Consider the following 26,674-nt stretch of genomic DNA (forward strand, 5'->3'; position numbering starts at 1 on the left):
TAGATTCTTACATGAAGTTTCTTCTAGTTTCGATTGATTGTTATAGAGAAAATTGAGAATTGCTGTCCCTTTGCTGAACTGTCCGCTTGGTTATTTATATGCATAATCATTGGTTTCGTGACAATGGTAACAACCAATATAAAGGCAATAACTGAAACACATAACCAGATGATTTTTAATCGTTTCATGATGGAACAGCCTACAAAGAAACTCACACAATGTGGCAATAGTAATTGATGAATGATTAATGATCAACTCCTAGATATATTCCCTATAAAATTAAAAAATTGGTTTTTATGTAGCTTGCTATGTAGAATTAAGCTACTGCCGTACTGGCAGCTTAGAAATAGATATGTTCGCTATACATATAAACTGCCGTACAGGCAGCGGCGCACTCAACTGAGTGCGCCAAACACTCCCAGCAGCGGGTGCCAGAGCCAATCTTTTTCCTCGTCTTCCCGCAGGCGAATTTCGCCGAACCGGGCGCTCACCCAGCTCAGTTCCCACTGCTTTTCTTCTGCCAGCCGTTGGTACAAGGCGTGGTAATCCGGTTCGATCCATGCACTGACGCCTTCTGCCATGTTCAGCGTAACGGGGCGAGCAATATCGCTTTGCTTCCAGCCGCTCGGGCCATCGTCCTGCACCATGAAAACCGGTTCTTCATCGTCATCGGCGATCCACAGGGTGTACGCTGCATCTTTCGCCGATTGACGAAATGGCGTACGCCGCTGTAGTTCGCCATTCCAATGCGGGTGCGCGCGCCACCAAAAGGCAGCGGGAGGGCGTTTCAGATCATCGAGTTTTTTATTTTTGAGCCCAAGCAGCGTTTTCCCCAACACGGCATGCTCTAACGCTACCAGCGAAAGCGGTTTGATAAACGATGCTGGCTGCACGATACGCGGCGCGGCATTGAGGTGGCGGTACTCTTTTTCCTGCAATAGCTGATGGAGATCGTGCGTATCCAGACTGTCATCCTGCGACTCAAAGCCAGGTTTGCAGTACGCGATGTCTTTCCCTCTGAGCGCTCGAATGTTGTGGCTAAGCAGATAGATATTGGGGGTTTTAGGCACATATTGCTTGTCCTGTCGGTGACGCAATATTCGTCCGGCAAGCTGAATAAGCGAACGCATTGAGCTAGGCTCGACAATCGCCCAATCGTAATCATGATCGCGACCCACTTCAGCGACTGAGGTTGCCAGAACAACAAAGACGTGATGCTGTTGCGGCGAGTTTTCTATCGCCTGACGAATTTCCTCTACCTGCCACAAGGCATTGATGTCGTTGCGCATCAGCGCGGCATCAAGCCGCTGCTCAATATAAGAACGCATCGCTAGTGGGTGTTGGCTGTGATAAATGCAGTAATGAATGCAGATATTCGGCGGTGAAGGGATGGCAAGTACCTGTCGAGCGACGGCAACCAGCGGATCGATGTTTGCCATTCTGACCAGCCCCAGTGAGACGGTTTTCCCGTTTTCATGCTGTTGGTGATGCTGAGAATGCAAATCGGACATCCGTGGGTGGATCGCCTGTGCGACGGCCAGATAAATATCGTCCGCATTTTTACTGGGGCTGCTGACGGGCACAATGGAAGCCAGTCGGAGCGGGAGTTCCTCTTTGGTGAGATTCTTCAGCCGCTGCTGAACGAACGCATCGTGTCTGACCATGAAGTCTTTCACGTCACCATATTGTTCGTGCTGACAGTCAAATTCATCAAACCAGCCACAGCAGACGTTTAGTGGCGTATTTGGCGTACCGTAAGCCTGTTGCCAGGCGGCGCGGCCATCAAGATAGGCATCGAACAACGCACGAATTAATACAGGCGGAAGTGTGGCTGACGACAGCAGCACGCGTGAGCCAAGCATTCCCGCCCAGTTAACCAGTCTACAAAGTGCAGGAAGATCCTCCAGACCAAAATCATCCGGTTCGTCCAGCACCAGATCGGCGGTTAATAGTCGTAGCATTGGGGCAATCTGGTGGCCGCCGCGTAGCCCTTCCGTTGCCGGCATCAGGTGATCGATGGTGGTGATCAGCACGGGCGCACTCAGTAATTGATGTAGCGTTGGGCTGCGTTCCAGCCATGCTTTTAGCCGACCATCATCCAGCGAGCCATCGTAGCGAACATATTGATGTTCAGAGAACAGCGGATTGGCGGATTCACTGCCAGTCTGTGGCGTATTTTGCTGGCGTTGTTGAGTCTCCTTCCGCATTTCATGGAGATCTTGCACTGCCTGCGAACCAATCAGCACCGCTAAGTCGTCTTCGTCTAGCTTCAAACGCTGCCGTAGTGCATCGCCGGTTTGCAGCGTCAGCGTGCGTAACCCCAGCGCGACGGAGAAGCGGCAGCCGATGGTTTCATCCGACAGACCATACATAATTCGGGCGTTAGCGAAGGTTTTTCCTCTGCCAGTCGATGCCATGTTGATGCCGAAGAAGCCGTGCTGCTTACTGGCATCACGAATGGAACAGGCAAGGTCGAACGCGCGATCTTGCCAGCGAAAACGCGGGTGCGTACTACGTTGACGGAACCCTTTGTGGCGAGTGATGGCGGGGAGCGTGTCACGCAGGTGCGGCAGGCTTCGCCCCAGCAGTAAGGCATTTTGCCCAACGCCGACGCAGTGTTCATCCAGCCTCTGTTTATATTCCCCAGTCTTACGATCGGTATTAGCCCACACCGGATAAGTCATGTCCTGCCAGCCAATCGTTGCCGCGCCTGCTGAATAATGATGGTCAGCCAGCATGAGTGCGAGACGAGCCAGATGCACGGTCAGCCGTTGATCTAACTGAGCGAAATGCATAAATGAGGGTAATTTCAGTGCGCGACCCGCAAATTTTCGTGCCTTCTCACGCCAGACCGTACTGCGCAGTGGTGTCCCGTTAGGAAACTGCCAGTTTTGCTCTCGCTCTGACGGTGAGCAATCGGTCTTATAATGGTTGAGAGCATTCCACTGCGGAGAAAGATGGTCGGTTAACCATGTCTCAGCGAAACTTAACTGTGGTTCACTACTATTTGGTGCAAGCTCTGTCGATTTGTTAAACACGGGCAGCCGATGGTGCGAAACAATCAGCCAGGCGATAACCTGCGCCAGCGGTGGCAAGGTACGAAATGGACTATCGCTGAACGTCGGTTTATCCCGTTGCAGGCCAGCCAGTAGTTCTGTTTCTGCTTCAGAGGTAATCATGCTGAGTGTGGTTAGCCAGGCTTTATCGTCCTGCTCACCAACAAAGGCCTGAAAAAGTCGCAGCGATACCCATTCATGTCGATAGGGTTGGCTGCGTGGGCCTGTACCGCTCAGGCCTGCCTGAAATAGCATATTGGCTTTGCCAACATCGTGAAATAGCCCGGCAATGGCGGCCAGCAGGCTAAATACTTCGGCGCTGTGCCACGGATTTTCATCTTTTGTGCGCAGAACATCTCGGCTGGTGGTATTGGTAGGAACACTTCCCTGCGCATTAAAACGTCGCAGATTGCCGACGACCCACAGTAGCTCGGTGTGGTTTGTGCTACGAACCCAGTGGCAGGCAACTGCCGTATTGCGACGCGCCGTTTTGCGCAGCAGCTTGCGTAGTGTGTTCAGCCCTTCCTGCGTGATGGCGGTTTGCCAACTGCGCTCGCCTTTGCGTTCAGCAAACTGATCTAGTATCCGGCGGGTTTCGACCAGCGCACGCTTATTGCATTCTGAAATCAGCAGAATGTTCATCGCGCTACCTGACTCAGTTTGCTGGCAACATCCTGCAAGCTGCCGATCATCACATCCAACGCTTCGGATTGTTGAAATGCAGTCAGGCAGCGCTGACGAAATTCTTGCTCATCTTCGCCCTCCATCGCGGCAATAAAAGCCTGCGGCAGAACGAGCGCATCTTTAATTAAATCGGCAACGTCAAATACCAACCCGCCACGGCGAGTTTTACCGTGTAACACCGCTAACCCGTGCGGCAGGCCCAGTACCCACGTTGAGACGGCAGCCAGCCCATAAGCCAGATAGTTACCGTGATCGAGAAAGCGGTTCGCCAGATCGGTACCGCCGCCGCGTTTGGCGCGGGTAAAGTCGCCATAACTCACGGCATTAGCGGCCAGTTTGTACAGGGCTTTAGTCATCATCGCTTCCTGTATCAGCACGTCATTGCTGGTGCGGCAATCGGTTAACCCTTTTTCATAACGATCCAGAAGCGCCTGAAGATGGTCAGACTTAAAGGTAAAGCGCGCTTCACGGGACAGACGAGAACCCAGCCAGTGCTGACGAATTTGCGCTATTCGCACCTGTTGGAAGGCGATGGCGGCGGCCAGCCTTTTCTCATCATCGAACCAAAAGCTGACCCAGTCCTGCAAATACTCGGTTGGTCGATACTCGCTCTGTGGTGATAGCCAGGACACCGCGACTTCAGCCTCGTTGGCGGCAAACAGCGGTGTACCTCCGCCGCCACAAAAACCGATCATCACGCCCGCTCTGGCAAATTCCCGCATCGCCGCCTGCGTGACGGAGGTGCCGGTCCCCAGCATCACCACGCTGGTATTGGCGATGGGAATATTCCAGTACAGAGACTGGTTTCCTTCCTCCGTGACATATTCGACACGGCCACCGTTAACGAGAATGCGGCAATGCTGGAGGTAATAAACATTGGCGCGTTTGGAATGCAGAATAGTTTTTAAGTCCGAAGGCCTAAAGGCGTTATCCATAATGTATTTTCTGCCGTAATAGATAGTAGCCATGACGCCAGCTTAATAAATCGCAGGCTAACTATTTGATAAGGAAAAATATAACTTTCAGAAAACTGATGAAAATCAGACTATCACAGTTGCATGTGAAAGATGATGACCGCAAAAAATATTACCCAAACGCAGACCCTTTTTATTTGGCCTATTTCACAGGATTAAAAATCAATGAGTTACAGATAGGATTAAAAAAAGGGTTTTTACGAAGAAAATGGCAATTGCTGCTAATAAAACAAACCGTTAGAGTGATTGGGCTACAGTTCACTGCCGCACAGGCAGCTTAGAAATGTGCGGCAGTGAACAACATTACGAATCCAATGTTCACTGCCGCACAGGCAGCTTAGAAATGAAGCGAATATTAGAAAGCCGAAGCGTAAAAGTTCACTGCCGCACAGGCAGCTTAGAAAATTGCCAGAAAGAAGCCGTTAGGAGACATGATGTTCACTGCCGCACAGGCAGCTTAGAAAGTAAACGAATTGTCCGAATTCTTCAGCAATATGTTCACTGCCGCACAGGCAGCTTAGAAAAATAAGCGGTGAAAAGCGCGGTTATCACACCGGTTCACTGCCGCACAGGCAGCTTAGAAATCCCCGATGTGTTTTGCAAAATGCTTTCCATTGTTCACTGCCGCACAGGCAGCTTAGAAATTCTGACTCGCCCGGGTCGTTCAATGATTCATGTTCACTGCCGCACAGGCAGCTTAGAAATGGTAACGACGGCACATAAAAAGTGTTGACCTGTTCACTGCCGCACAGGCAGCTTAGAAATTATTCAGTGACGCGGAATCTTTTACATATCAGTTCACTGCCGCACAGGCAGCTTAGAAAACTTCAATAACGCCAGCGCGTAGATCATAAGCGTTCACTGCCGCACAGGCAGCTTAGAAAAACCTGGAAGTAGGTATGACGGTGAGTTTAAAGTTCACTGCCGCACAGGCAGCTTAGAAAGTATTAAGGCAAGCGAAAATAAGGATCGCAAAGTTCACTGCCGCACAGGCAGCTTAGAAAACAAGCACAAAACAGCAACAGAGTAAATATTTGTTCACTGCCGCACAGGCAGCTTAGAAATGAGATTGATAGAATCGAAAAATCTAGATTAGGTTCACTGCCGCACAGGCAGCTTAGAAACCGATTCCGCTATGTCTTTATCCGCTGTTTATGTTCACTGCCGCACAGGCAGCTTAGAAAGTTGAAGCCGACGAGTTTGAAAAGAAGGATGAGTTCACTGCCGCACAGGCAGCTTAGAAACGGTGGCGATACTGGCAATCAGGTAGACATGGGTTCACTGCCGCACAGGCAGCTTAGAAATAGCCCCAAGCTAATGGGGCACGTGGTGGAATGTTCACTGCCGCACAGGCAGCTTAGAAAATGACTCATACATTTCTTTCTGTTGTTTTGAGGTTCACTGCCGCACAGGCAGCTTAGAAATTTAAATACCCCATCATTAAAATAACCAGTACGTTCACTGCCGCACAGGCAGCTTAGAAAAGACGAGCTGACGTTTGTGTATGCCGCTACGGGTTCACTGCCGCACAGGCAGCTTAGAAAGTGTCAAATCTGGCTCACGAAAAATACGCAACGTTCACTGCCGCACAGGCAGCTTAGAAATTCTGCGGCGTGATGTTTGATAAATAATTCAGATTCACTGCCGTACAGGCAGCCTATTCACGGTACTCAGCGCTGCTGTCTGGTTATTATCGAGGCTGCACTGCGCCATCGCTCAATGCCTGTAGCTCTTAAATAACGTATTGTTGATGCCCTATTTTCGTAATGTTTTCAAGTAATGGGTTTCTTTTGGTGGGAATGGAAAATTGCAGATTGAATGTTATTAACATTTAAAAACCATCATTTTTCCGTTAAAGTGCACTTACAGGGAAATAGTTCGTTGACTTAAGTAAAATTCAAGGGAATGAGTGGCTATGAAATACGATCCGGTTTTAAAAACACTTGTTGATGATGACTATCGGTTAGAAGATCATCTTGATTTTAAAAGGCAGCATGCTGATATTAACTATCAGAAATTACATGCTCAACTCAATGAAATAAATAACGATAACATTCATGCCATATTAACTGCGCAGGAAGCGACGTATTTCTTACAAACGTTATGCACACCTAATCCTAATCAATCGTGGAAAACAGCCATGTTTGGCTGTACCGATCCTGTCTCATCGTTTGCTGGGAATATTGCAGAAGCGGTGTCTGTTAGCAGAATCGTGATGGAAATTAAAGGGTTTGGGGTAACGGCAACGGAATATGTCGGGAAAAATGGCAGTAAATACATAAAATTATCTGGATATCCGGGGGTAAGAAAGTATTTAGATGCCACCCGATATTTAGTCAGTAACCAAAAAATACTAGATATAGGGATAGGTACAAAAGGGATTGAAAGTGGTATTGCGACTGGGGCAAGGTTCTGTATTATATTTTCAGGTGCTTATCGAGCCATTGAGTTGATGGTGAAAGATGAATACGCACTGACCGATTTCTTTGTTAATTTAACGATGGATGCGGCAAAACTAGCAGTATCGGTTGGAATCGGTTGGGTAGCAAAAGTAGCTGCAACCTCAGCAATGGTAACTGGAACCAGCGTCATTGTTATTGCTGGGGGTATATTTGTCATAGGTGTTTTAGTCAGTTTGTCATTATACTGGTTAGACAATAAATATAAAATAAGTGAGACGATAATAAGAAATATTAAGTCACATAAAAAACAATATACACCGTACCATCCCGACCAATTTTTTAATGCTTGGGGGAGAATTAGCCGTGGCTAAAGTAAATAGACCATTAATTGGGGCGTTTTCTGTTTTTCTTTTATGTCTTTCCTGCTGGGGAACTTGGTTTTCTTTAAGTGCATACTTATCATTTTTTAAATTAAATGATGTAATAGTTTTTTCATGGAGAGTGGGGTTTGCTATATTTGGAGTACCTTTTCCATTCTATTTTTCATATGTTTGTTTTTTCTCTGCTATAAAAAATAAACACATAAAGATAAATAATAAATTAGGCGAGTGGTTGATTAAAATCCTTATATTTGGTGCTGTAGTTAGTTTTTTTTCATCATCGTATATATCATACAACCTTAATTCTCATGGTTATAAAGTCTGTCCGAAAATATCCTGGATGGATCCCAGTAAATATGTAAAGGATATTGCTCTTTGTAAAGAATAAATATAGTTATAATTATTTTATTATTTAGGGCTATTCGTGGTTAAAGTAAATAGGCCATTATCTGGCGCATTTACAGTTTTTGTTTTTCTATTGACCAGTTTTAGTGGTTGGTTTTCTTTTAATTCATATTTGGATGTTTTACAGTTAAATGATACGATAGTCTTTTCATGGAGAGTTGGGTTAATGGTATTTGGTTCTCCTTTGCTATTCTATTTTTCATATTTTTTATTCTTCAATAAATAATGAAGTGGCGAAAATAAATAATAAATTTGGAGGGCTATTTATAGTAATGATAGTTGGTGCTATAATTATTTTGTTCTCATCTTTCTACATATCTTATAATTTTAGAACTTATGGTTATGAATTATGTCCTAAAGTATCTTGGATGGCTCCCAATAAACATGTGAAAAATATAACTTTTTGTGATGAGTGGTAATAACAAGCACAACTGATAAGATGTGCTTGTTATCAAAGTTCATAAATATTAGAGACTCATTTCCTCCCAGATACTGTAACCCGACGTTCCTGCGATCTTATGGTTCCATGCGATAGTTTTATATTTCAGCTGGACTTTTTCATACGGCATGATGTCGTTGTTATCAATGACGTGTGGATAGACACAAGTGACGTCCACAATACTCGCATCTGTTAAAGTTACTTCATAATAAAGCTCTAACTGCCCAGCGGAATTGACGCGATAAAAATAAAATGTCACATCTACCTTTTCATTATAAGATATTGCCATTCCTAATAATGGGGATGATTTATCGATTGGCTTAATAAAATTAATCGGGTGATGTGCGACATTTTGGTCACGACTGGTGCTATGGTTTAAGCCTAACACTTGTATACCCGTCATACTTCAAGTTGCATGTGCGTTGGCTACGTTCAGTCACCCGAATCACTTACCTGAGTAAGCTCATCGGGATTCCTTCTCTTGCCGCCTTCCTGGAACTCGAATTATTTAGGGTATATTTAGTTTTCATGATCGGCTTGATAACGATTGCCAATTGAGTCGAGCGTTGAGCAACCAGATGATATTAAACCCTGTTTCTGACCATTAATGCTGGCGTAAATCAAATTAGCCATATCAAATCCTTATGAGGAAATTTATCAATAGACTGAGTGATAATATATCGATTATCAGCGCGGAAATAATATGGGGGCGTAACATCAAAGTAAAGCGATCTCTTGTGACATATCTCGAAAAAGTTATGGATTCACTCACTATATCAAGAGGGTGTCTTGACTACGGTATCATGTTGGCCGCTAGGTTTACTGCGCACAGGCAGTTCAGTTACTGGCTTTGAATAACACCCTTGTTCGACTGAACCTCTTGTTAATCAATTTCTTCTGTTTCTTATTCCTAAAATAAAAATTTCCACCATACTTTCAGAAGGTGGAGGAAAAAGGAAAGAGAAACGCATGCTAAAACTTATTTTTGTCACGGCCAGAGATAGAAAACGTCTTACTGAAATATCTTCTGTTTTGGTTCGCCATGGTTTGCAGGATATTATCCGTTTTCTTGGCCTGTCTGAACCCGTGGGTAAATCTTCATCACCATCATTTCGTACCGATATTTCCTTGCCTGAGCGCTTATGTGCCGCACTTGAAGAATTGGGGCCTACGTTTATTAAATTAGGCCAGATATTAGCCTCACGCAGTGATTTGCTTGGACCTGAATGGACGACTGCACTCAGTAGGTTACATAGTAGTGCGACCCCACTTCCCTGGAATGTCGTTGAGCCTATTATGCTGCATTCCTTGGGAACCGAACTTGAGAATGTTTTTTCCTGGTGGGACACAACACCACTTGCGGCCGCTTCGATAGGACAAGTTCATCGCGCTCGGCTCAAAAATGGTAAAGAGGTCGTGGTTAAAGTACAGCGCCCTGGTTTAGACAAAAAGTTACGAGCCGATCTTCGTTTATTACGTTTCCTGGCGGAATCGATTGAACAACAGAACCCTCGGCTCGCGCGTTTTCGTCCGGTGCAGCTTGTGTTATTTCTTGATACGGCTCTCACCCAAGAACTTGATTTTTGTTATGAAGCTGCGAACGCTGAAACCGCCATGGCACAGTTTAATGATGATGCTGACGTTATTATCCCCATGATTTATAAAGACTGGAGTTCTTCAACATTACTGGTTCAGGATTTTCTGGAGGGCGTATCTCCAACGCGAGTAAGCTCTGCTAAGCCAAATGAGTACGATGGTCCTCACGTGGCACAGGTTGGGGCAAAAGCATTTATGAAAATGGTATTTGAGTACCGTTTTTACCATGCGGATCCGCATCCAGGGAATGTTATGGTTTTGTCGGGGAATAAAGTCGGCTTCATTGATTTTGGCATGGTGGGGCATCTCAGCGAGTCTCGCTGTAATGAACTGCTATCATTCCTCTATGCCATTAGTGAAAGCGAGAGCAGTGGTATTGTTGATGCACTGATTGGTTGGAGCCATGCTGATGAATTGGATGTGGCGGAATTAGAACTTGCGGCGGCCTTTTTCCTCGATCGCCAAGGATGTGTCCCATTGCAGTTGGGGAAAGCACTGGCTGACATATTCACAACCGCACGCGAATTTCAGTTAACCTTACCTCCAGACCTTGTATTGTTATTTAAAGCGTTGATAACGGCAGAGGGAGTATTACAGCGGCTGGATCCTAAGTTTGACATTGTAAAAACGTTGCGCCCAATGCTGCGTAAGCACCTGTTTAGCAGGGGAAGGGCATTTTTCAGTCAACGTAGTTTGATCAAACTGGGTCATCAGTTTGGTCATTCAGCGACAGCGCTACCACAAACGCTACGTTTAGTCCTAAAACGTTTGCAGCATGGTCGGGTAAAAGCTGATATCTCGCTTACGAATTTGGATAAACTTGGGGTGGCCCTGGAAAGGGCTGCGATTACGTTGGCGGTTGCTATCATTACTGCTGTTTTAGCGTTAGTTCTGGGAGCGTGGATGATACTGACCGATCTTCGTCTAGCCGGAATTCCTCTTTTGCCAATCATCAGCAGCAGTGGGGTATTCGTTGGTATAGCTTGGTTAATATGGCGCTTGCGGGGAAGATGAGCTGCGGTAATTCGCGCTGTTTACTCACAAACATTCTGCTCTCGCCAGTTTAGCCAAATTCGCATATCAAATTCTAACTGGTGATAATCCGGATCCATATGGCAGCAGAGTTGATAGAAGGCTTTGTTGTGGTCTTTTTCTTTGAGGTGGGCGAGTTCGTGTACCACGATCATACGCAGGAAATCCTCTGGCCCTTCACGAAATAGCGTCGCGATTCTGATTTCGTTGTTGGACTTTAATTTTCCGCCCTGTACGCGCGCTACAAACGTATTGGTTCCCAGCGTCCCTTTTATCGGGTTCTGTTTATTGTCGTAAAGCACCTTTGATATTGCTGGCGCATTCTTCAGATATCGCTGCTTGAGTTCAGCGACAAATTGATAGAGCGACTTGTCACTCTGGATCTGATGGCGGTCAGGATATCTTTTTTCCAGCCAGAGGCCGAGTTTACCTTGATCGAGGAGCGTCTGCGCCTGTGCAACAATCGTTGGGGGGTAACCGTTCAGGTAGCGTAACTGGGTCATAGTGTTTTTATTCGTTGGAACAATTCAGGTTGAGTACGGGTGATAGGGCGGTACTGTCCTGTTAGTTCGGATGTGAAGAGCCGACCGTGCTGCTTTGCTGGTTAGCCGTAAATATAAGCCACCGATTCAACCGAGTTTATACACTATCACGTCGATTAGATCAGTGGCTTTGTCATTTTACGGTTTACTGAATGGCGGCGAAAGCGGCAGCGACGCGCTGGACGTTGCTATGGTTCAGCCCCGCCATACACATACGACCGCTGGCGATCAGGTACACGCCAAATTCTTCACGCAGGCGGTCAACTTGTTCCGGGCTAAAACCAGTGTAGCTGAACATACCGCGCTGGGTGAGCAGGTAGTCGACGTTGCAGTTCGGCAGTGCGTTTTTCAATGCAGAAACCAGCTCCTGACGCATGCTTAGAATACGCGTGCGCATCTCTTCGACTTCCGCTTTCCAGTCGGCGTTCAACTGCACGTCGTTCAGGACGTTAGAAACCACTTGTGCGCCGAAATTTGGCGGAGAAGAGTAGTTGCGGCGTACGGTCGCTTTTAACTGACCCAAAACGCGCAGTGCGCTATCGGCATCGTCACACACGACAGAAAGGCCACCGACGCGCTCGCTATACAGTGAAAAAATCTTGGAGAACGAGTTGGCGATCAGTGCCGGAACGCCCGCGCTGGCAACGGCGCGAATTGCATACGCATCCTGCTCGATGCCGAGGCCAAAGCCCTGATAGGCGATGTCCATAAACGGAATCAGCTCACGCTGGATGATAACCTCTATGACGCGATCCCATTGTTCGGTGGTGAGATCGGAACCGGTCGGGTTATGGCAGCACGGATGCAGCAGCACAATGCTGCGTGCTGGCAGCGTTTGCAGAATGGAGAGCATGGCGTCAAATTTCACGCCCAGACTTTCGCCATCGAAATACGGGTAGGTGTGAACCTTAAAGCCCGCGCCCTCGAAGATAGCAATATGGTTTTCCCATGTTGGATCGCTGACCCATACTTCTGACCCAGGGAAGTAGCGTTTCAGGAAATCAGCACCGACTTTCAGCGCACCGGAACCGCCCAACGTCTGGATGGTAGCAATGCGACCCGCTTTCAGCGCCGCGTGGCTTTCACCAAACAACAAATGTTGGATAGCCGTGCGGTAAGGCTGTAATCCTTCCATCGGCAGATAGGAGCTTGCGCTCTGAGCAGGCTGCCGCAGGCTGCTTTCCGCTGCGCTGACGGATCGCAGTTGCGGGATGATATTCTGCTCGTTGTAGTACAGCCCGATACTCAAATTGATCTTATCTGCTCTTGGATCCTGTTTGAATTTTTCCATCAGAGACAGGATAGGATCTCCGGCATAGGTATCAACGTTTTGAAACACAGTGTAGCTCTCCTGAGTGTGTCATTTTTATGGGTACCGCAACCCCGACGATGATGGGGGACAATCAGGCCGCATAACGGCCAGGGCGATGATTCATCGCGATAATCAGGTTCAGAATGGTTGCCCCCAGAATCGAAGCAATCAACATCGGTATGCTTACCACGAACAGGGAAGTCAGCACAATCACAACGTCGACGCCCATCTGGAGTTTCCCCGCCCGCAGTCCATATTTGTCCTGAAGATAAAGCGCCAGAATGTTAACGCCGCCGAGGCTGGCCTTATGGCGGAACAGCACAACGAAGCCTATTCCGGTGATGATATTACCGAACAGCGTGGCGTAAAACGGGTTGAGCTGATCGAAATGAACGAACAGCGGATGTAGATCGGAAAACAGAGAAACCAGCCCGACAGCGCTGAACGTTTTCACTGTGAATTCCCACCCCATGCGGCGTACGGCCAGATAATAGAAGGGCAGATTCAGCAGGAAAAACGCGACGCCAAAGGAAACGTTTGTCAGATAATGGACAAGAAAAGCGATGCCAGCGGTGCCACCGGTGAGTGCACCAGCCTGACGCAGAAGGATGATGCCAAATGACACCATCAGTGTGCCGATCAGTATTGCCAGAACATCTTCCAGCAACGTATGTGATATTTTTTGTGTGGGAATAACGTTATCCATGGTGAGCACTCAATAGACTGTCGTAAAAACATGTGCTTACCCAAGCAAGAATCACACCAGATGATACCGCTTAGCGGCTGGTTTACGCGAAAGACCTACGGTAATAAGAGCAACGTATTGAATTATATCGATGAAAGTGACGCATGATTCGTGCGCTTTTCATAATTAACCTGGCTAAATCGTGCGATAAGTTGTGATTTTTTGCGTGAATTGCTCGCTTGTCTGCACCAAATAGACGCGATTGCCCCAATTCAGGGCAATGCAGGCGGTTCTGGCGTGATCAAACCGTTCTCTTTGAGGCGGTTTAATACCACCGAGGTTTTCAGATGTGCGACGCTCTTGTTCTGCGACAGAATTTGACTAATCAGCGTGCTGAGTCCGGGCAGATCCGCGACGGCGACTTTTAACAGATAATCGGCATCGCCCGTGGTTTTATAGGCGTCAATAATCGCATCCACTTCCCCCAGCATTTGGTGAAAGCGTTCAACATATTCGCTGGTGTGGTTGATTAACCGCACTTCAATTAAGCCCAGACATTCCAATCCAACGGCATTCGGCGACAGGCGGGCATGGTAGCCAAGAATGAGCTGTGCCTGTTCCAGCGCGATGCGTCGGCGTGAGCACTGCGAGGCGGAAAGCCCGACCAGTTCGCTCAATTCCTGATTAGTCAGGCGGCCGTTGGTCTGTAGCAGCGTCAGGATTTTCAGATCGAAATCATCAATATTGTACATCGCGTTCCCAAAACCATGTCAGATAGTCAGTCAAACAGACTACCAGCTTTTTAAGCCGCGTTGCCTATGAGTTTTTTATCGCTGATTTCCGAAACGTTTTGTTTTTTAAGCTGCCTGTGCGGCAGTGAACATCTGATGCGTGTTCAGAACGATAAATTGTGATTTCTAAGCTGCCTATGCGGCAGTGAACAAGTTTGTGCAAACGCGTTCGCGATGAAAAAGTTTCTAAGCTGCCTATGCGGCAGTGAACAGTCCGATTTGTTCCGTTACGGTGTCATTTGCTTTCTAAGCTGCCTATGCGGCAGTGAACTCGTTTGCCCGGATTACCGGTCACCACTTTAATTTCTAAGCTGCCTATGCGGCAGTGAACTCTGGACTCATCTACCTTTCCCCTTTGTTTCTTTTCTAAGCTGCCTATGCGGCAGTGAACCAGTACGACCTGATGCGCCACTGCGTAATTCTTTTCTAAGCTGCCTATGCGGCAGTGAACCATGGTGCTGGGCCAGCGGTCTTATTGAGATTTTTCTAAGCTGCCTATGCGGCAGTGAACGTGTGTTTTTAACCCTTCGAAGCCGTCATGATTTTCTAAGCTGCCTATGCGGCAGTGAACGGCGTGAGAGTGCGCCTGTCCGGCTTCAACGGTTTCTAAGCTGCCTATGCGGCAGTGAACGCGATCTGATCCATCTCACCTTAAGCGCTGAATTTCTAAGCTGCCTATGCGGCAGTGAACCGTAAGAATTTTATGCTAATAACCAGATTATTAAAGAGAATACCCTGTTTTCTCGGAAAAACCCTTTTTTATCATTGCGGCTGCTGAGGGATAAAAATCAGTAAGTTACGACCAGCCGTTAAAAAAGGGTCTTGGATAAGCGCGTTGTAGATTTTATTCTTTGTCTCGGCCTGTTCCAATCTGCATCACTCCACAATGATCCGCTCGTCATTGTCTCCCAGACAGATACTTAACTGCTGTCCGCTGGGGCTAAAGGCGCAGTAGGGTAGAGGTTCGCGTAGATAGAGGTACAGTGGAAGTGCCAGGTAAAGCGCGATCAGCACGAATGCGGTGATTGTTTTTGTGGAGATCGTTTTTGTGGCAACTGTTTTGGTCTGCGTTGAGTGGGGATCTATCGGGTTGTGCTGAGCGTGCCGATACTTCACGACGCCGATAGTGGTCATCGCTACGCCGACCAGCATGGAAACATACAGTTCACCAGGTGTCGGAGAAAGTATCAGTTGCTCATTTTCATAGGCCTGCCAGTATTGAATGCGCCACAGGGCGCTGATACCGATTTGCACCAGCCCTGCGAGTATCCAGGCAATGCGCCATCCCGAGAGCTTAAAGAGCGCCAGAAAGCAGAATCCCGATGCCGCGCAGGACCAGTAGATCAGATCGAATATCGCACCGAACATGCCGCCAAATAGCGTGCCGCCGACATCCGTCGGTTTCAGAGTATAGAAGTTAATGAGGGCAAACAGCGTCAGGATAGCGGATACGGCAAGCCAGCTTGCCGTATAGTAGATAGCCAGCCTGAACGTTGGCAAGCCACTGGCTTGCCGATAAAAACCCATCAGTCCGTTTTTACTCACCGTCGACGTATTCCAACGCAGTGCGCTGTGTTAAGCGGGTGATCAGCTCGTAGGCGCTGGCCCCCGTGTGTGCCGCAATCCGTTCAACCGGTAGCGTTGGCCCCCAAAGGATGACTTCATCGCCGACCTTATCCTGCGCATCCGGCCCTAAATCAACTGTAATCATATCCATCGATACGCGGCCGGAAAGTGGTACTTCTCGACCGTTGATGAGCACAGGCGTACCTGCGGGGGCGCAACGCGGGTAGCCATCGCCGTAGCCGACAGCGACCACGCCCAGACGGGTGTCGCGCGGGCTGCTCCAGGTGCCGCCGTAGCCGACGGCTTCACCTGTTTTGTGTCCGCGAACGGCGATCAGGTGAGACGTAAAGGTCATGGCTGGCTGGAAGCCGAAATGCGCGGCGTCTTCGTTATCCAGCGGCGACACGCCATAGAGGATAATGCCGGGGCGGACGCGATCGCGGTGCGCTTGCGGCCACAGTAGAATACCGCCGGAAGCCGCGATGGACTGTGCGCCGGGTTTACCTTGGGTAAAGGCATCGAAGCAGGCCAACTGACGTTCGGTGGTTCCGGCCTCGGGTTCATCGGCGCGGCAAAAGTGACTCATGATATTGACGGGCTGCACCACATTGCGACATTCGGTCAGGCGTTGCCAAAACGCGTCGGCATGTTCCGGCAGAACGCCAAGACGGTGCATGCCAGTATCGAGCTTCATCCACACGCGTATCGGCTGCGGCAGCGTGGCTTGCTCCAGCGCGGCAAGCTGTTCTGGGCTGTGAACGGCGGTTTCTAGCTGGTGTTCTACCAAAAGCGGAAGATCGTCGGCGGAGAAAAAGCCTTCCAGTAGGACGATGGGCTTAGTGATGCCTGCGGCACGCAGCGCCAGCGCTTCGGAGAGTCGTGCAACGCCGTAACAGTCAGCGTCGCAGAAGGTATGAGCGGATTCGATCATGCCGTGGCCGTAGGCGTTGGCTTTCACGACGGCAACGACCTGGCTGCCAGGCGCTAACTGGCGGATTCGTTGCAGGTTGTGGCGTAACGCACGCCGGCTAATGACGGCAGTTGCCGTTTTCATTATTGTTCCTTAGTGCAGTGTTGTCATTGCTGAGCGCTGCGTTATTCATCGTCATATTGTGGGCCGGCATAGTTATCAAAGCGCGACCACTGCCCGTTAAAGGTTAAACGAACGGAACCAATCGGGCCGTTACGCTGTTTCCCCAGAATGATTTCAGCGATGCCTTTCAGGTCGCTGTTCTCGTGATAAACCTCATCACGGTAGATAAACATAATCAGGTCGGCATCCTGCTCGATGGAGCCGGATTCACGCAGGTCCGAGTTGACCGGACGCTTATCGGCGCGCTGTTCCAGACTACGGTTAAGCTGCGACAGGGCGACGACAGGAACCTGCAATTCTTTTGCCAGCGCTTTGAGTGAGCGAGATATTTCTGCGATTTCCAGCGTACGGTTATCCGACAGCGACGGCACGCGCATCAATTGCAGGTAGTCGATCATGATCAGGCTCAGGCCATCATGTTCACGGAACACGCGGCGGGCGCGGGAACGAACGTCGGTTGGCGTCAGGCCGGAGGAGTCATCGATGTACATGTTGCGCTTTTCAAGCAGGATTCCCATGGTACTGGAAATACGCGCCCAATCTTCATCGTCCAACTGACCCGTACGGATGCGGGTCTGATCCACGCGAGACAGAGACGCGAGCATACGCATCATGATCTGTTCTCCGGGCATCTCCAGACTAAATATCAACACGGGCTTTTCTTGGGTCATGGCCGCATGTTCACACAGGTTCATCGCAAAGGTGGTTTTCCCCATTGATGGACGCGCTGCCACGATGATTAAGTCAGATTTCTGCAAACCAGCGGTTTTTTTGTTGAGATCCTGATAGCCCGTATCCACACCCGTAACCCCATCGTGTGGCTTCTGGTAAAGCTGCTCGATACGGGAGACGGTATCTTCCAGAATGCGGTCGATACTCTTTGGACCTTCATCTTTGCTGGCGCGGTTTTCAGCGATCTGGAATACGCGGGATTCCGCCAGATCGAGTAGATCCTCGCTGCTGCGGCCTTGCGGATCGTAGCCCGCATCGGCGATCTCATTGGCGACGGAGATCATTTCACGTACCACGGCACGTTCGCGCACGATGTCAGCGTAGGCACCAATGTTGGCTGCGCTCGGCGTGTTTTTTGCCAGTTCAGCCAGATAAGCGAAGCCACCTGCGGATTCCAATGAGCCTTGCAGTTCGAGCGATTCAGATAACGTAATCAGGTCGATCGGCTTGCTCATTTCCAGCAAACGATGCATTTCGGTGAAGATCAGGCGGTGGGCACGGTTATAGAAGTCGTTAGCGACAACACGCTCAGCGACATTATCCCAGCGTTCATTGTCGAGCATCAGGCCACCCAATACCGATTGCTCCGCTTCCAGCGAATGTGGCGGAAGTTTCAGACCTTCCATCTGGCGGTCACGAGGCTCATTCGATTTATTGGTGGGTCTTTTCTCTGCCATGAAACGGATTCTTTACCAGTTGATTTGCCATTGGATAAGGGGGCATTGTATATGCCGCACGTCCGAAATAACACAATCCATATCCATAATAGAGCAATGATGAACCTGTCACGATTAAGGAGATAACATGGCAAAACGCGTTCAGTTCCGAGCCTATGGTGGCCCAGAGGTTCTGCAATATGTGGATTTCACTGCTGCCGAACCCGCAGCGGGAGAGGTTCAGGTAGAGAATCACGCCATCGGCATTAATTTTATCGATACCTATATTCGCAGCGGCTTGTATCCCGTACCCGATTTGCCTTCCGGATTGGGAACCGAAGCGGCGGGCGTTGTAACGAAAGTCGGCGCGGGTGTGAGCGTGCTGAAAGTCGGCGATCGCGTCGTGTATGCGCAGTCAGGGCTGGGGGCGTATAGCGAGGTGCATAACGTGGTGGCGGAGAAAGTTGCGCTGCTGCCGGACGCCATCAGCTTTGAGCAGGCTGCGGCCTCTTTCCTGAAAGGGCTGACCGTTTACTATCTGCTGCGCCAGACATATGAAATCAAGCCAAATGAAGCCTTCCTGTTCCATGCCGCAGCGGGCGGCGTTGGGCTGATCGCCTGCCAGTGGGCGAAGGCGCTGGGCGCGAAGCTGATCGGGACGGTGGGTTCTGACGAGAAGGCGGAGCGGGCAACACAGGCGGGTGCCTGGGCGACCATTAATTACCGTACCGAGAATATTGCACAGCGCGTCGCGGAACTGACCGACGGGCAGAAGGTGAACGTTGTGTATGACTCGGTTGGGAAAGATACCTGGGAAGCCTCGCTCGATAGCCTGCGCCGCCGTGGACTGATGGTTAGCTTCGGTAATGCGTCCGGGCCAGTTACTGGTGTCAATCTGGGGATTTTGAACCAGAAAGGCTCGCTGTACGTCACGCGTCCGTCGCTGTTTGGCTACGTGACGAATCGCGCCGAGCTGGAACAAGCCAGCAATGAACTCTTTTCACTGATCGCCAGCGGGGCGATTACGGTAGACGTTCCGCAGAATCAAAAATTCGCGCTGGCGGATGCACAAGCTGCCCATCGGGCGCTGGAGAGCCGCAGCACGCAGGGTTCATGCCTGTTGATTCCGGGCTAATGGTTTAGGAAGGTTATCGTGCGTGTCGCGGTAACCTTGCCTTTCCTCGTTCGGCTGGGTTACGGTTTATTTGCCGTGCCCTTCCGTGGAATAAATGCCACAGTCCGTAGTATTACTTCTTAACAAAAAAACCAAATCAACATGTTTGTTTTTTAAACACCTCTCTGTAGGATTTGACGAAAAAATAGGCTCAGACATTCATCCATATTCTCTGTTTTGCTCGTTGTCTGCATTTCTATACCTCTTCGCTATCTCGATTGTTGTTTTCACAGGTGATGTATTCATCTGCTTTTGAACATACATAAAGAAGGATGCGAATATGAGATCCATCAAACGTCTGCCAATGCCCACAACCCGAGGTATTCTCGGGCATGTTGATTACTTAAAACGAAGTGACATCCACTTACAGATGCTGCGGTGGAAAGCTCAATATGGCTGTTTTTTCCGATTAAGGCTGGGGCTTAGTTCAGCGGTAGTGATTGCCGACACGGAATGGATCCGCACCATAATGAAATCCCGCCCTGGCGAGTTTCGGCGCATCAGCAGCATTGAATCCGTGTTTCAGGAAGCGGGGCTGAACGGGGTTTTCTCATCGGAAGGGAAGCGCTGGGAGCATCAGCGCAGGCTGACAGAGCCGATGTTTCAGCCTGCCCATCTAAAGTATTTTTACTCCAGCCTCAGGAAGATCACGTCTCGATTATCTGAGCGTTTTACGATGCTGGCCGAAGCCGGAGAAGCGATTGCTCTGGTGGATGAATTTAAGCGCTATACGGTTGATATCACGTCATTACTGGCTTTTGGCGAAGACGTTAATACCCTCGAACAAGGTGATAACCCGCTATCGCAAAGTTTACGTCACTTATTTCCCGTCATTAATGAGCGCTGCGAGTCCCCAATACCCGTATGGCGCTACATTCGTAGGGCACGAGATAAGCAGTTTGATGCAAGCCTGAGCCTGATTCGCGAGTATGTGGATGGATGCATTTATCGCCAGCGGCAACGCATCCAACTGAACCCGCAGTTACTGGAAGCGCCTGAAAATATGCTACAGGTGATGCTCGCTGAGCAGCAAAAAGACGGGACGCTGGAAGACGACGATATTGTGGCGAATGCGATTACGCTCCTTATTGCAGGGGAAGACACGACGGCGAATACGCTTACCTGGATGAGTTTTTTACTTTGCTCTGCCCCTTCGGTAGAAGAGTGCGTTTTTCAGGAGTGTAAAGAGGCAACCGAGGGAGGCGGGGCGATCCTTCCGTGGCCGCTGCCGCGACTGCCCTGGCTCACCGCCGTGATGTATGAATCGATGCGGCTTAAGCCCGTCGCGCCGTTGCTGTACCTTGAGCCAACGAAGGACACCGTCATTGATGATTTCCTGATCAAAAAGGGCACGCCTCTACTGCTAATGCTGAATGCGAGCGGATTCAATGACGAGCTATTTCAGCAGCCCTATGATTTCATGCCTGAGCGGTGGCTTGAGCGTGGAAAGGCGGCTTTTTCCGATCTCCAGCCTTTTGGCGGCGGGCCGCGTATGTGCCCCGGACGGTCGCTGGCATTAATGGAGATCAAACTGGGGTTTCATGCACTATGTAGCGGGTTTCACGTAGAGGCACAGCAGGCTGCGTCGGCCGTCACCGAGCGCTTTGCTTTTACGGTGACGCCATCAGGTTTTCGCGTGAAGCTACATAAACGCGAGCTGCAACAGTAGTGAGGCTGGTGTGTGGGGGAGTTTGCTGAGAGACAGAACCTGACAATAATACCGACTCGTGCAGAGTCGGTATTATTGCCTGAAAGGCCTTGGCCGTTCTAATTTCATCAGACTGTATGTAGGGTACAGCGTGGTGATCGTCACGAAAGTGCCGCTGTGCGGCTATTATTTCCCTGACGATGATGAAATCGTGTGGCGTGTTTGCCACATGTTTTATTTACCTGGTTTAGTTTGCTCGCCGTTAACCGACAACGGCGAATCAAACTGTGGTGTCATCCTAGCAGCCACATCAGGGAAAAAATATCTGCTGGCGCACACTTTTGTACTAAAACAGACTGTATTAAAACAAAGTAGAGCTAATACAAAGTATTACTAAAACAAAGCCGTACTGAAACAAGATCGTGTTAAATACGGTATTGCCCGTCATTTTCGCGCGTAATTCAGATTTTCTCTTTTCTGGTATTACCACTCATTCCCATTGCGCTGGCGATAGGTGTATTTCCGATAGGTATGACGGTGCGAGTCGTAGACAGGTCGCCCGCTAAACTTGCGCCACAGCCACACGGCCGCGACAGCCAGAATCAGCCACGGCAACACTTTTATCGCCATGGTAAACAGCCCACCAATCAACATAAAAAGGGATGCCACAAACAGTGCCGCAATCACGCCCAGCAGTGACACGCCCGTCAACATCAGCATGATAAAAAAGCCAATAACGAAGAAAATTTCCAACATGGTGCGCTCCTGTAGCGGTTAAACCGCAGAAAAATGAGTCTGCGTGCTACATAAGCTATAACAAGAATCGTGCCAAGATGCGTCGCTGATAAGTGATTGATTTATCAGCGACGCCAGGAAGAGAAAGAAAAAAGTGTTGATGAAAAACACTAACTATTAGTGTTTTTTAAACCAGATTAACCAACGCCAGCGCGCGTTCTACCACGGCAGAATCGGCTCCAGGTTTGTGGGCATTTTCGCTCAGGTAGCGTCGCCACTGACGCGCACCGGGGATGCCCTGAAACATGCCAAGCATATGGCGCGTGATGTGGCCTAAAGAGGCATCGCCAGAGAGTTCGCGCTCGATATAGGGATACATGGCTCGTACTACACCAGCCAGATCTTGCGTGGCGGCATCGATACCAAACAGTTCGCGGTCAACCTGTGCCAGAATTCCAGGGTTTTGGTAGGCTTCACGCCCCATCATCACGCCGTCAAGATGCTGCAAATGCGTTTTGGCTTCTTCCAGCGTTTTGACACCGCCGTTGATGGCGATAGTCAGTGCTGGGAAATCACGTTTGAGCTGGTAAACGCGCGGATAATCCAACGGTGGAATTTCCCGATTCTCTTTCGGGCTAAGACCCGATAGCCAGGCTTTACGCGCGTGGACGATAAAGGTATCGCACTCGCCGCGTTCGGCTACGGTTTGAATAAATTCGCACAGGAATTCATAGCTGTCTTGATCGTCAATCCCTATGCGGGTTTTCACCGTAATCGGGATTGAGGTGCTGTCTTTCATCGCTTTGATACAGTTTGCTACCAGCGCCGCTTCACCCATCAGGCAGGCACCGAAACGACCATTCTGTACACGGTCAGATGGGCAACCGACATTCAGGTTAACTTCATCATAGCCGCGCTGTTCTGCCAGTTTGGCACACTGTGCCAGCGCTTGCGGATCGCTACCGCCGAGTTGTAGCGCCAGCGGATGTTCTTCTTCGCTGTAGGCCAGATAGTCACCTTTGCCGTGAAGAATCGCGCCGGTCGTCACCATTTCGGTATACAACAGCGTCTGACCAGTCAACTGGCGAAGGAAGTAACGACAATGACGATCGGTCCAGTCGAGCATCGGCGCGATGGAAAAGCGGTTAAGGCGAGAGGCGCGGGAGTTGGCAGATACCGTGTTGTTTTTATCTGATTTTACGTCGGTCATGGTTTGTCAGTCATCGTTTCGTGTGTGTCTGGCGGTGTTGTCTGAGGCTAGATTTGCTGGCGTCTGACTATAGCACAAGGGACGCATCGTGGCTGAGTGTTATCTCACCCTGCCTCAGTGAACATATGTTTTTAGTTCGGGGATTGAGTGCGTTTTTGTGGCGTGTTTTTAATTAGCTTTAAAATTTATTCATTACCAACATTGATACTTTTTATATTCGCTTTGTTTTGAGTGAATGATGAAAGGAGATATTGATAATGAAATATAGTTTATGTGCTCCTAATGACGGAGACACGATGACAGTCAGTGGTGGTGGCGGATTTAGTGGTGATGTTGATCGCGGTTCCGCGTGGAGTGGTGGTGGAAATGGTGGCGATAGAAGGAGTTCAGATAATGGCGGAAATAAAAATAACAACCCAGTTCGCTTGTTTACAGGGGGACCTATTATTGTTGTAAAAGATGGGCTGCGTTATTATGGTATTATTATTGATGATGATTCTAATCTGGGTCCTTTTATTGAGTGGCGATATGATGGCAATGCTGATGATAGCTCGACTAAATTAAATGTTTCTTCCATAAACAATATTCCTGGTTTTGGTTTTGCTCATGAGTTTGCAAAGATACAAGAAGTATTATCAAGGGGAGAGGGGGAGGTAGTTGCTCCTGGTTTGATTTTTATAAAAGGACAATACAAACCTAGAGGAGAAAGCACTGAGGATTATATGCTCTCAAGAGCAGACTTTTATCATGGTACTCTACCAATGAGCCTAATTCATCAAGTTTTTATTTCGGGAAATAAAGCAATATCTGCTCGCCTTCTTACGAATGAAAAGCCAGGATACACTGGGTCTATAATAAATACTGGAAAATACCTAGCTCTTAAAAGAGCAAATGATTACTTCCACGCGAAAGAATATTTGGCTAGAGAAAAATTTCCTTCTGTATTTACACTACGAGGAATCGCGTCCTCAACCCCATCTTCCGCGAGTAGTATGCAATTTGCTATTGCAGGCGGAGGCGGGGCGGCTATATCTGATTCAGGGCAAATTCGGTTAACACAATTACTCTCTGAATTTTGGTCGACGGCATCACGAATTGCCACAGCATCAACAGCAGGGCCAATTGCTGCGGTATTGTCGTTGTTAACCTATTCATCAAAAGTGGGTGTTGGTAGCGATAAGGTTCCTGGAAGGAATGATGAAATGATGTTTTCCATTCCCGTAAAAAATCTGCCTGGTGTTACTCTCCCAGATAATATGGCGGATTTAGCCAGTAACAAAGGCAGTGTGAACCTTCCGGTTCGCGCTGCTTTTGTTGAAAAAGATGGGAAAATGTCACTGAATTTGTTCAAGACTGGAAATACTCATGTGTCCGCCAGTGTGAAAGTGGTTAAAGGCGAGTTTGACAAGGATACGAGCACGTTCCGTACAGAGATTTTTGGTGTTCCTGACCATATTATTCTGGAAAGCCCTGCGAAAGCGCCGACGGCGACTGTTGGTAATACGGCACGCCCGCAGCCTGATTATAAAATTCCGACACACACGGGTGTTGAGGTTAAACCTGTAGATACATTGACGGTAACCACCACGCCTGTTGCAGAACCGGTGGAATTTTACGATTATATTATATGGACGCCAACAGCGGATGGTACAGGGGTTGAACCGGTTTATGTGGTGTTTAACAGTAATCCGTATGGTGGGACGGAAAAAGGAAAATACAGCAAACGTTATTATAATCCAGAAAAGGCAGGCGGTTCGATCTTGGAGCTGGATTGGAAAAACGTTAAGGTTGACCGTGCAGGTGTGGACAATGTTAAATTACACACAGGGCGTTTCAAAGCGTCGGTTGAAAACAAAGTGATGATTGAACGTTTGGAAAACATCCTGAATGGACAAATCACAATTACGGATACTGACAAGCGATTCTATACGCATGAACTAAGAGAGTTGGAGCGTTATAGGAATTTAGGCATCAAAGACGGTGAAGTGCCTAGTAGCATTCAAGAAGAAAGCTCTGTTTGGAACGACACACACACAGCGACTCTTGAAGACTACAAAATTAATGAGAAAGAGCAACCGTTGTACACTGATGCTGCTTTGCAGGCAGCCTACGAACAGGAACTCAAAGACGCATTAGGAGGGAAACATGGCTAATATGAAAGAAGTTATCCAGAATGAAACATTGGAAGATGTGCTTACCGTTTTTGCATTAACATCAGATTATAAACAATTGGATAGACTTTATACTTATACTAATTTCGACGTTATATCCAGTGGCGAGCTTTTTGCTAAATACAATGAGCTTTTCCACAAGGGCATCCTTGAAGATAAGAATGGCACGGTTGTAAAAGGGACTAATTGGGTGGCTCCAAAGTTTGTAACTGATAAGAAATACGGTTTTTAACCTAAAGTTAATTACTTGTATTCTTAATTAATACGCGCTAAATTCGCGGAGGATACCGGAGTATGCCTTAAAAAGCTGCTCCGGTTTTTTATACCATAAAATCAGCAGCGGCCACCTTTGGGGCTTGCCGATTGAGGTGGCTAAATATCCTGATTTAGTTCAATAGATTATCGCACCAAATCGTGCCCGTATGGTGGCAGAGAAAGCACCGAAGGCGATTAAGATTGACAGTGCAGGTAAGCAACGTCTTTTGAGATCCACCATGTTAAAGAGATCTCAATAGGTGGTGAGGTATATAATTTAGATACTTTACAAGTAGTAACGCCAAAGCATCATGTAGGAATTCATAAAGGAGAGAAATAATGGAAATTAAAAATTCAATTGCGAAATACACAGAAGCTGATTTTTTGTCATTCATCAAAGAAATTGTTTTGGAAAATGTTGCTGAAATAGATGAACGTTTGGATGTATTGCTTGATAATTTTGAAAAAATCATAGAGCATCCCGAAGGAACTGATCTTATTTATTATGCATCATCTGATGGTGAACGTACCCCAGAGGCAATAACTACACGAGTAAAGGAATGGCGCGATAAAAACGGCAAGTCTGGATTTAAAATAGGTTAGTAATTGATTTTATTCATGTAAAACACCCGCTTATTCTCTTAATATACAGGCCTCCTCTTAAATGGCGGGATTTTACTTTTAGATAATAATAAATCCACGTTTTCCGTACTATTCTGGAAAGTCCTGCCAGCGCGCCGACGGCTAATGTTGATAATACGGGGAGCCCGCAGCCTGATTATAAAATTCCGGCACACACGGTATTTGAGGTTAAATCTGAAGATCCATTGACGGTGCCCAGCATGTCTGTTGCAGAACTTGTGGAATGTCACGATTACCAGTGGTCAACAGCACTTTCCATTTGAAAACGTTATCTTTATCTATTAACCAGACAGATTAAATTCATTATAATCAATCAGTAAATGGGTTTTTACCGGGTTTCAATCGTGTCCTCAATGCAGCTCGACTTCCCAACCCTTATAAGGTGGTTCAACGGTGAAACTGGGGTCGCAGTGCAGTAGTGTCGTAAGTAGTCTGGGGCTCGTTTTTCGACATATTTAGCGTTCGAACCAAAAGTAAAGGGAGCAGGCTATTTC

At 48.2% G+C, this 26,674-nt stretch carries 23 protein-coding genes, 1 pseudogene and 2 CRISPR repeat arrays; of the genes and pseudogenes, 11 read left to right on the top strand and 13 right to left on the bottom strand.

Annotated features, from left to right (window positions below):
* Window positions 1–395: 395 nt before the first annotated feature.
* Window positions 396–3,698 (bottom strand): type I-F CRISPR-associated helicase Cas3f, encoded by a 3,303-nt coding sequence (cas3f, locus tag KP22_RS11395; RefSeq protein WP_039324340.1) that lies wholly within the window; start codon window positions 3,696–3,698, stop codon window positions 396–398.
* Window positions 3,695–4,675 carry a type I-F CRISPR-associated endonuclease Cas1f gene (cas1f, locus tag KP22_RS11400; protein ID WP_039305976.1) on the bottom strand — a complete coding sequence of 327 codons (981 nt, stop codon included), beginning with the start codon at window positions 4,673–4,675 and terminating at the stop codon, window positions 3,695–3,697. The genes cas3f and cas1f overlap by 4 nt, the downstream gene beginning before the upstream one ends.
* A gap of 295 nt (window positions 4,676–4,970) precedes the next feature.
* Window positions 4,971–6,318: a CRISPR direct-repeat array (repeat unit 28 nt; unit sequence GTTCACTGCCGCACAGGCAGCTTAGAAA).
* A 311-nt stretch (window positions 6,319–6,629) separates the two neighbouring features.
* Here cas1f and KP22_RS21710 point away from each other — a divergent pair.
* From KP22_RS21710 to KP22_RS23040, 3 genes are all read left to right on the top strand, one after another.
* The gene (locus tag KP22_RS21710; RefSeq protein ID WP_081926238.1) at window positions 6,630–7,487 is read left to right on the top strand and encodes a hypothetical protein; all 858 of its coding nucleotides are present in this window, start codon (window positions 6,630–6,632) and stop codon (window positions 7,485–7,487) included.
* Window positions 7,480–7,884 (top strand): DUF1240 domain-containing protein, encoded by a 405-nt coding sequence (locus tag KP22_RS21715; RefSeq protein WP_072012574.1) that lies wholly within the window; start codon window positions 7,480–7,482, stop codon window positions 7,882–7,884. The genes KP22_RS21710 and KP22_RS21715 overlap by 8 nt, the downstream gene beginning before the upstream one ends.
* A gap of 190 nt (window positions 7,885–8,074) precedes the next feature.
* The gene (locus KP22_RS23040) at window positions 8,075–8,320 is read left to right on the top strand and encodes a DUF1240 domain-containing protein (protein WP_425311582.1); all 246 of its coding nucleotides are present in this window, start codon (window positions 8,075–8,077) and stop codon (window positions 8,318–8,320) included.
* A 48-nt stretch (window positions 8,321–8,368) separates the two neighbouring features.
* On the opposite strand, the gene KP22_RS11410 is transcribed toward KP22_RS23040, so the two are convergent.
* Window positions 8,369–8,743, bottom strand: coding sequence for an Hcp family type VI secretion system effector (locus KP22_RS11410; RefSeq protein WP_231566913.1), 375 nt, complete (start codon window positions 8,741–8,743; stop codon window positions 8,369–8,371).
* Between the two features lie 122 nt (window positions 8,744–8,865).
* Window positions 8,866–8,973: pseudogene (locus KP22_RS22400) on the bottom strand (type VI secretion system tube protein Hcp); the annotation flags it as partial.
* Between the two features lie 336 nt (window positions 8,974–9,309).
* Between KP22_RS22400 and KP22_RS11415 the strand changes: the two are divergent.
* Window positions 9,310–10,950, top strand: a complete 1,641-nt coding sequence (locus KP22_RS11415) for an ABC1 kinase family protein (protein WP_039324343.1) — start codon at window positions 9,310–9,312, stop codon at window positions 10,948–10,950.
* A 20-nt stretch (window positions 10,951–10,970) separates the two neighbouring features.
* On the opposite strand, the gene KP22_RS11420 is transcribed toward KP22_RS11415, so the two are convergent.
* From KP22_RS11420 to dnaB, 7 genes are all read right to left on the bottom strand, one after another.
* Complete coding sequence (locus KP22_RS11420) at window positions 10,971–11,471, bottom strand: M48 family metallopeptidase (RefSeq protein ID WP_039306455.1); 501 nt, start codon at window positions 11,469–11,471, stop codon at window positions 10,971–10,973.
* A 184-nt stretch (window positions 11,472–11,655) separates the two neighbouring features.
* Window positions 11,656–12,849 (bottom strand): amino acid aminotransferase, encoded by a 1,194-nt coding sequence (locus KP22_RS11425; RefSeq protein ID WP_039324345.1) that lies wholly within the window; start codon window positions 12,847–12,849, stop codon window positions 11,656–11,658.
* 64 nt (window positions 12,850–12,913) lie between these two features.
* Window positions 12,914–13,528 carry a YitT family protein gene (locus KP22_RS11430; RefSeq protein WP_039306462.1) on the bottom strand — a complete coding sequence of 205 codons (615 nt, stop codon included), beginning with the start codon at window positions 13,526–13,528 and terminating at the stop codon, window positions 12,914–12,916.
* A gap of 251 nt (window positions 13,529–13,779) precedes the next feature.
* The gene (locus KP22_RS11435; protein WP_039306464.1) at window positions 13,780–14,259 is read right to left on the bottom strand and encodes an Lrp/AsnC family transcriptional regulator; all 480 of its coding nucleotides are present in this window, start codon (window positions 14,257–14,259) and stop codon (window positions 13,780–13,782) included.
* Window positions 14,260–14,361: 102 nt separating this feature from the next.
* Window positions 14,362–14,989: direct repeats of the CRISPR family, unit length 28 nt; unit sequence TTTCTAAGCTGCCTATGCGGCAGTGAAC.
* A 185-nt stretch (window positions 14,990–15,174) separates the two neighbouring features.
* Entirely contained in the window at window positions 15,175–15,843 is a 669-nt protein-coding gene (locus tag KP22_RS11440; RefSeq protein WP_039324347.1) for a hypothetical protein, read from the bottom strand.
* Complete coding sequence (gene alr, locus KP22_RS11445) at window positions 15,836–16,918, bottom strand: alanine racemase (RefSeq protein WP_039306469.1); 1,083 nt, start codon at window positions 16,916–16,918, stop codon at window positions 15,836–15,838. The genes KP22_RS11440 and alr overlap by 8 nt, the downstream gene beginning before the upstream one ends.
* A gap of 41 nt (window positions 16,919–16,959) precedes the next feature.
* Window positions 16,960–18,366 (bottom strand): replicative DNA helicase, encoded by a 1,407-nt coding sequence (gene dnaB / locus KP22_RS11450; protein ID WP_039306476.1) that lies wholly within the window; start codon window positions 18,364–18,366, stop codon window positions 16,960–16,962.
* Between the two features lie 127 nt (window positions 18,367–18,493).
* Here dnaB and KP22_RS11455 point away from each other — a divergent pair, with 127 nt between their 5' ends.
* The 3 genes from KP22_RS11455 (at window position 18,494) to KP22_RS22405 (ending at window position 21,564) form a co-directional block, all read left to right on the top strand.
* On the top strand, window positions 18,494–19,480 hold the full coding sequence (locus tag KP22_RS11455) for a quinone oxidoreductase (RefSeq protein WP_039324350.1): 987 nt from the start codon (window positions 18,494–18,496) through the stop codon (window positions 19,478–19,480).
* A gap of 319 nt (window positions 19,481–19,799) precedes the next feature.
* Entirely contained in the window at window positions 19,800–21,188 is a 1,389-nt protein-coding gene (locus KP22_RS11460) for a cytochrome P450 (RefSeq protein ID WP_039324353.1), read from the top strand.
* 130 nt (window positions 21,189–21,318) lie between these two features.
* The gene (locus KP22_RS22405) at window positions 21,319–21,564 is read left to right on the top strand and encodes a hypothetical protein (RefSeq protein WP_156103756.1); all 246 of its coding nucleotides are present in this window, start codon (window positions 21,319–21,321) and stop codon (window positions 21,562–21,564) included.
* An 86-nt stretch (window positions 21,565–21,650) separates the two neighbouring features.
* On the opposite strand, the gene pspG is transcribed toward KP22_RS22405, so the two are convergent.
* Together pspG and dusA are read right to left on the bottom strand one after the other, a co-directional pair.
* Window positions 21,651–21,923, bottom strand: a complete 273-nt coding sequence (pspG, locus tag KP22_RS11465) for an envelope stress response protein PspG (RefSeq protein ID WP_039306488.1) — start codon at window positions 21,921–21,923, stop codon at window positions 21,651–21,653.
* 166 nt (window positions 21,924–22,089) lie between these two features.
* Window positions 22,090–23,112: a tRNA dihydrouridine(20/20a) synthase DusA gene (gene dusA / locus KP22_RS11470; protein ID WP_039324355.1), complete on the bottom strand. Its 1,023-nt coding sequence runs from the start codon at window positions 23,110–23,112 to the stop codon at window positions 22,090–22,092.
* Window positions 23,113–23,369: 257 nt separating this feature from the next.
* On the opposite strand from dusA, the gene KP22_RS22755 reads away from it, so the two are divergent.
* The 4 genes from KP22_RS22755 to KP22_RS11485 all read left to right on the top strand — a co-directional run bounded on the left by KP22_RS22755 (window position 23,370) and on the right by KP22_RS11485 (window position 26,141).
* Window positions 23,370–25,265: an S-type pyocin domain-containing protein gene (locus KP22_RS22755; protein ID WP_244880028.1), complete on the top strand. Its 1,896-nt coding sequence runs from the start codon at window positions 23,370–23,372 to the stop codon at window positions 25,263–25,265.
* On the top strand, window positions 25,258–25,515 hold the full coding sequence (locus KP22_RS11480) for a hypothetical protein (RefSeq protein ID WP_039324358.1): 258 nt from the start codon (window positions 25,258–25,260) through the stop codon (window positions 25,513–25,515). The genes KP22_RS22755 and KP22_RS11480 overlap by 8 nt, the downstream gene beginning before the upstream one ends.
* Window positions 25,516–25,770: 255 nt before the next feature.
* Entirely contained in the window at window positions 25,771–25,878 is a 108-nt protein-coding gene (locus KP22_RS22945; RefSeq protein WP_342342026.1) for a hypothetical protein, read from the top strand.
* A complete protein-coding gene (locus KP22_RS11485) occupies window positions 25,878–26,141 on the top strand; it encodes a bacteriocin immunity protein (RefSeq protein ID WP_039324359.1) in 264 nt (87 codons plus the stop codon). The genes KP22_RS22945 and KP22_RS11485 overlap by 1 nt, the downstream gene beginning before the upstream one ends.
* Window positions 26,142–26,674 lie beyond the last annotated feature (533 nt).

The organism is Pectobacterium betavasculorum (assembly GCF_000749845.1).
Taxonomy (GTDB): Bacteria; Pseudomonadota; Gammaproteobacteria; order Enterobacterales; family Enterobacteriaceae; genus Pectobacterium; species Pectobacterium betavasculorum.